Raw genomic sequence first — 7182 nt, forward strand, 5'->3', positions numbered from 1 at the left:
TAAATGAATTTTAGATTAATTAAATTAATATTATTACTTGCTGTTTTCGGAAGTGTGTCTTGCAAATCAAACAAGGCTTCAAATACTTTAGTAGTAGAACCAAATCAAACGGAAGTTTCAAAGCAACCTAATATTATAGTGTTGTTATGTGACGATTTAGGTTATGGTGATTTGTCTTCATTCGGGCACCCAATTATTAAAACCGAAAACCTAGATAAATTAGCGTCAACAGGAATTAAGTTGACTAATTTTTATTCTACAGCACCCGTTTGTTCACCTTCTAGAGCAGGATTGTTAACAGGTAGAAGCCCTAATCGTGCTGGTATTTATGATTTTATTCCGGGAATCAAAAAAAGTCCTGATAATAGAGATTTAGTACATCTACAAGCTCATGAACAAACAATACCTGCCATGTTAAAATCCGTTGGATATGCGACCTGTTTGGTTGGGAAATGGCATTGCTCTTCTCGATTTAATTCAGATATACAGCCTCAACCTAACGATTTTGGTTTCGATCATTGGTTTGCAACGCACAACAATGCGGCTCCAAGTCATCAAAACCCTAATAACTTCGTTCGTAATGGAGAAGAGGTTGGCGAAATAGAAGGTTTTAGTAGTCAGATTATTGTTCGCGAAGCCATCAATTGGTTGAATAATAAAAAAGATAATAAGCCATTCTTTTTGGAGGTGACTTTTCACGAACCACATGAACCTATTGCTTCTCCTGAAGATTTAGTTCAGAAATATTTACCATTTGCAAAAAACAGAGAGCAGGCGGAATATTTTGCCAATGTTGAAAATGTGGATTTAGCGGTTGGTCGCTTAATTTCTTATCTGAAAGAGAAAAATTTAGATAATACTTTAATCGTTTTTTCTTCAGATAATGGCCCGGAAACCTTATTAAGATATGGGGAAAAAGCGAGACATTCTTACGGCTCCCCTGGAGTATTAAAAGGGATGAAACTGTGGACCAATGAAGCTGGTTTTAGAGTGCCGGGAATTGTAAATTGGATTGGTAAAGAAACATTCTCAGGAACATCCGATAAGGTGGTTTCTGCATTGGATCTGTTGCCAACATTTGCTGAATTATCTGGAGCTAAATTACCTGACAGAATTTTAGATGGTGAATCGTTTGTATCTCTTTTAAACACTGGAGATTTTAATAGAACCAAACCTTTAATTTGGGCGTTTTACGATGCTATAAATGAACGAATGGTGGCGATGCGTCATGGTGATTATAAAATTATGGCGCGTTTAGATGTTGATAATAAGCCAGTGGCCAACTTTCATAATTTATACGACGGAAATATAGATTATATAAAAAGTGCCAAATTAACTGATTTTGTATTATTCAATTTGAAGAACGATATCAGCGAATCGGAAGACATATCTAAAACCGAACCAGAAATCTTTCAAGAGATGAAGGCAGAGTTTGAGATTCAATATAAAAATCTATTAGACGGCAGTCATGTTTGGGTTCGAAATGAATAAGAATTTGAAAGAAGAATGAAAAAAATAGTTTTATTTATTTGTTTTAACTTAATTTTAACCAAGGTGGTTCATGGGCAATTTGTATTTCCAAATGATATAGATAGAGCACATCCACGTTTAATTTCTTCTAAAGTAAATAAAGAAATCATCTTTCAGAAAATGGCGACTTCAGAAGAGGTGAAGGCATCCTTTGAAGGAATTAAAAATAAGATTTCAAAATACGTAGAGCAATATAAAACCGATCCTGAATGGTTGTCGTCACGTTTTCAAATGTACTGGAAATCGCATGCCACTAATGTATATGTGAAAAGTGAGTTCTATTCGCATGCCGATGGAAAAGCACCTGTTCCCACCGTTCGTTTAACGGGTCAGCGCGATTATGTTTCTGATTACAAAACACCAAAAATAGAAGATGTTAAGCCTTATTTGGAAGATAAAAGAGGTTTGTATCTTGAAAATTCTAAAACCAATACATGGGAGTGGGTTCATCCATCCAAAACGGGTCGTGCTATTGAAAATATCAATGAAAACATTATGGGTATTGCCCGAGATGCAGCTTTGGTGTATTATGTGGAAGGTAATGAAGACTACGCTAAACTTGCTGCGCATCTGTTTGATGTATATATGCAAGGTTTGTATTACAGAAATGAACCAGTGGATTTAAAAAATGGCAATGTTCAAAATGTAATTGGTTTAACTTCTTTTCAAGTTATTAAGGAAAATATTGTTGATGAATTAGCTGAAACCTATGATTTTTTATATGACTACATTCAAAAAAATCATAAAAAACAAAATCATATCTATACAACTTCATTAAAAAAGCTGGCTGAAATAATAATCAAGAATGGCGTACCTGATAATAATTGGAATTTGCATCAAGCCAATTTTGTAATTAACATTGCTTTGGTTTTAGATGAAGATAAGGCCTATACAGATGGTAAAGGCTGCCAATATTATTTAAACCGCGTTTTTAATGAAACAGAAGCCAGACAATGGTCGGTTACCGATGTTTTAGATTATGGCTACGACTCCAATGGCATATGGAATGAAAGTGCAGGTTATGGACTAAGTGTTGCCAAAGGTTTTACTGAAATGGCTATTATAATTCAAGAAGCTTTAGGGGTAGATGTGATGCCATTTATGCCAGTTATTAAACAAGCAGTAGCCATTATGCCACAATATTTGTATCCAAATAAAAGCATTGTCGCTTTTGGTGATTCGCATTATAGTCCTTTAGAAAGTGAGCCATTTTTAGACCTTGTGAGTAATGCCCAACGTTTCAACAAAAGAGAGCAAGAAGAAAAATTTACGTCGCTTATTTACATACTTCAAGGGAAGGATGAGGTTGATAAGGATAAAAAAAGTAAAAATGCGTTTAGTGATTTTCTATACGATTCTAAAGTAAATTTGGATGAAGCCATCCAACCGGCAAATATGATGGATTATATGACCAATTCATTTTATGCGCCAACAATTAGTTGGGTAGCCATGAGAAATGGAACAGACACCAAACATGGATTAATGGTGTCGCAGGTAGGCTCGTCAGGAAACCATGCGCATTCTAACGGTATTGCAATGGAATTATATGGTAAAGGCTATATTTTGGCTCCAGAAGGAGGTCGCGGTTCAAGTTATCTTCAGCCCGATTACCGCGAGTATTATTCACAATTCCCTGCGCATAATACGGTATCTGTAAATGGAAAATCGCAATATGAAAAAATGCGTAGTTATTATCCGTTTCAGGTGAATGCATTGTATCCAGCTTCTGAACAAAAATCGGGTTATTATCCAAACATCAATTTTTCCGATATTTATTTTAATGAACCAAGCACGAATTCCGACCAAAATAGGGTGATGAGTATTGTACGCACAGGTGAAACTTCAGGTTATTATATCGATATTTTTAGATCGAAAACCAAAGCCGGGGACGATAGTTATCACGATTATTTCTACCATAACCTAGGTCAGGAATTACTTTTGAATTCAGAAACTAATCAGCCGTTAAAACTAGAGCCGAGTTCTAAATTAACTTCAAAAGCTGGAAATATTAAAGCTTACGATTATTTATCGGAGGAGACTTCCGTTAAAACCAATACAACATTTAAAGCCACTTATAATTTGTCAATAAATGATGAAAAGGTCAGTATGAATATGTGGATGAATGGAAACGATAACAGAGAGGTTTTTAAAGTAAATTCTCCACCTTCTGAAGCTTTTAGAAAAGTGCTTCCTGAAACTATTGAAAAAGCACCACTCTTAACAACGGTTGTTCGCCAATATGGTGAAGCCTGGAATAAACCTTTTGTTGCGGTTTACGAGCCTTCAACAACAAGCGAACCTTCAACTATAAAAAGCATTGAAAAATTTAGCAATGAAGAATCAAGCAGTTTTGTTGGTTTGAAAATTGTAGGTGCCTCAAAAAGATTGGATTATGTGTTTTCTTCTGAAACATTATCTGTTTACAATCATGAAGATATAAGTTTTGATGGTACTTTTTCCATAGTAACCAAAGAAGAAAACCAGACAACACTATTTCTTGGCGCAGGGAAAAAATTAAGTGTAGACGGTTATTCCATTGAAATTTTAGGTAAAAAATCTGGAACTGCAACTTTGGTTTATGGTAACAAAAATCAATTGACGTGCGATAGTGATATTTTATTAACCGTATCAGATACCTATGATAAAGGTAATGCGGTTTTAAATATAGGGTTTAAACAATTAAATGGGCAACGTAAAAAAGTAAACGGTAAAAATGTGGTAAGTTTTAAAGTGCCTAAAACAAATTTTCAAAATATTTCAATTAGTATAAAATAATGATAAAAAATAGAAGGTATATGAATGGTTTAATTAGAAAATGGAGTGTTGGAATTGTTTTTATTTCGATATTGTTTATTGGTTGTAAAACATCAGAAACAATTCAATTAAAATCGCCTGATGGTTTAAAATCCATAACGTTTTTAACTGATAAAGAAAGTAAAGATATTACCTTTTCTGTGAATTATGATAATCAAAATGTTATTGTGCCTTCCGTTATAGAATTGTTTTCAAATGAATTAGATTTTTCAGGAAAGTTGTCTGTATTGAAAGTTGAAAATTCTTCAGAAAATGATAATTGGAATTCTAATTTTAGTGAATTAAGTACCATACCAAATCATTATAACCAAACTAAAATATATTTAAAGCAAGGCGAGGCGAAACTAAATATTATCGCTAGGGCTTATAACGAAGGCATCGCTTTTGCATATGAAATTCCTGAGCAAAATGGTATTTCTGAAATAGGTTTAAGTGAAAATATTCATTACAACTTCTCAGAAAATTATCCAGTTTGGTCAACCCCAAAAAGAGAAAAAAAGGTATTAACAGCACAGGGTAAATACCGAAAAATTCCTTTGACCGAGTTAGAAGTAGGGGCTGAACGTCCTCTTTTAATTGAGATTAGCGATAGTATTAAAATTGCATTGGCAGAAGCCAAATTAGTGGATTATGCCAGATTGAGTTTTGATAAAGGAACGTCGTCAACCTACAGTATCATGTCTTCCCTTGACGGTAAAATGGGCGAGCAAAAGCAAGATACCATCACGGGTGCAATCATTTCTGAACGTATTGAAGAAAGCATAAAAGTTCATAAAAAATTACCGTTTCAATCACCTTGGCGTGTTGTTATGATGGGAAACAGTTATGGCGAATTGCTTGAGAACAATTACATCATCCAAAATTTAAACGATCCATCGGAAATTGAAGATGAATCTTGGATTACTCCAGGAAAGGTGCTTCGTGAAGGCACATTAACAACGCAAGGTGGTTTTGCTGCCATCGATTTTGTGGCGAGCCATAACATGCAATATGTGCATTTTGATGCTGGGTGGTATGGAAATGAAATGTATGATGAATCGGATGCTACAACCGTTACCCTAGACCCAAAGCGTTCCAAAGGGCCTTTTGATATGGAGGCTATTTGTAAATACGCCAAAGAAAAAGGCGTTAAAGTGATGCTATACGTAAACCGAAGAGCTTTGGAAAAACAATTAGACGACCTATTGCCTTTATTTAAAGAATGGGGTATTTCTGGAATCAAATTTGGATTTGTTCGGGTGGGCGACCAAGATGCTACGGCATGGATGCACGAAGCCATTAAAAAAGCGGCTAAGTACGAAATGGTAGTTGATGTGCATGATGAATACAGACCAACTGGTTTTTCTAGAACCTATCCTAATTTATTAACTCAAGAAGGTATTCGCGGTGATGAGGAAACCGTGCCAAACGACCATACCTTAATTACCATGTTTACTAGGATGTTGGCAGGAGCAGCCGATAACACCGTTTGTTATTACAACAATCGTGTAAAAACTATGGGTTCGCACGCTTCTCAATTAGCGAAAACGGTTTGTATTTTTAGTCCGCTTCAGTTTTTATATTGGTACGATAAAGCACCGGCAGCCCCAGTGAAAGATGATGCCCTTTGGGGTAATACCAATACCATTGGAAATGAACCAGAGTTGGAATTCTTCAACAATGTACCAACTACTTGGGATGAAACTAAAGTGCTTCAGGCCGAAATAGGAGAAATTGGCGTTATTGCCCGTAGAAAAGGTAACGATTGGTTTATTGGGTGTATCAATGGGAACACCGAACGTAATGTTGCGATAGACTTTTCATTTTTAAATGAAAATTCAAACTACAAAGGAAAAGTATATACGGATGATGAGAGCGTCAATACCAGAACCAAAGTCAACATTGAAGAAAAGGAATTCAATAACAATTCAAAATTGAACTTAAACGTGAAAAGCAACAATGGTTTTGTGATTCACATAGAGAAAATTTAAACAAAGTACAACACTAAAATTATATCATGCAAAAGAAATCAACTGTTTTAAAATTAGTATCGGTAGTGCTTTTAATAGTCATGGTATCTTGTAAAACACAAGTTACCAAAACGGTCAAAAAGGAATTGCCAACAAAGCGCCCTAATATTATTTTTATGATGTCTGATGATCACGCATACCAAGCTATTAGTGCGTATAGCGATCATTTGATACAAACACCAAATATCGACCGTATCGCCAATGAAGGCATCAAATTTACCAATGCCTGTGTGTCCAATTCCATTTGTGCACCTTCACGAGCTACCATTTTAACGGGTAAACATTGTCATATCCACGGAAAAGTAGATAATGTGTTTCCTTTTGATGAGTCTCAAACCACCTTTCCACAGTTAATGCAACAAGCAGGTTATCAAACGTCTATGTTCGGGAAATTGCATTTTGGAAACAATCCTAAAGGCATCGATGAATTTAAAATTTTACCTGGACAGGGAAGATATTACAATCCTATTTTTGATACCAACGAGGGCCAAATTACGGTTGAAGGCTATGTTACCGATATTATCATGGACATGACTTTAGAGTGGCTGGAAAACAGACGAGATGAAAGCAAGCCGTTTATGTTGTTCTCCATGCAAAAAGCACCGCATAGAGAGTGGTTGCCAGCACCGCGCCATTTTAAGGAATACACCAAAAAAACATTCAAAGAGCCAGAAACTTTGTTGGATAATTACGAAGGTAGAGGTACTGCCGCTAAAACCGCTGAAATGAATTTATTGCAGCACATGAATTGGGCTGGAGACTCTAAAATGTATCCAGAAATAATGGCAGAATTGGGTATTGAAGATAAATCTGGTTGGGATTTGGAAGC

General features: G+C 35.5%; 4 protein-coding genes. All 4 read left to right on the plus strand.

Annotated elements, in window-relative coordinates:
- The first annotated feature begins 3 nt into the window (after positions 1-3).
- Positions 4-1491, plus strand: coding sequence for a sulfatase-like hydrolase/transferase (locus ABYI63_RS14875; protein ID WP_372757412.1), 1488 nt, complete (start codon positions 4-6; stop codon positions 1489-1491).
- A 15-nt stretch (positions 1492-1506) separates the two neighbouring features.
- Complete coding sequence (locus ABYI63_RS14880; RefSeq protein ID WP_372757413.1) at positions 1507-4305, plus strand: heparinase II/III family protein; 2799 nt, start codon at positions 1507-1509, stop codon at positions 4303-4305.
- Entirely contained in the window at positions 4305-6314 is a 2010-nt protein-coding gene (locus ABYI63_RS14885; protein ID WP_372757414.1) for a glycoside hydrolase family 97 catalytic domain-containing protein, read from the plus strand. The genes ABYI63_RS14880 and ABYI63_RS14885 overlap by 1 nt, the downstream gene beginning before the upstream one ends.
- Before the next feature lie 26 nt (positions 6315-6340).
- Positions 6341-7182 (plus strand): sulfatase-like hydrolase/transferase (locus ABYI63_RS14890; RefSeq protein ID WP_372757415.1); only part of this gene is annotated, 842 nt, incomplete at its 3' end.

The organism is Mariniflexile sp., assembly GCF_041583155.1.
In the GTDB taxonomy this organism is placed as follows: domain Bacteria; phylum Bacteroidota; class Bacteroidia; order Flavobacteriales; family Flavobacteriaceae; genus Mariniflexile.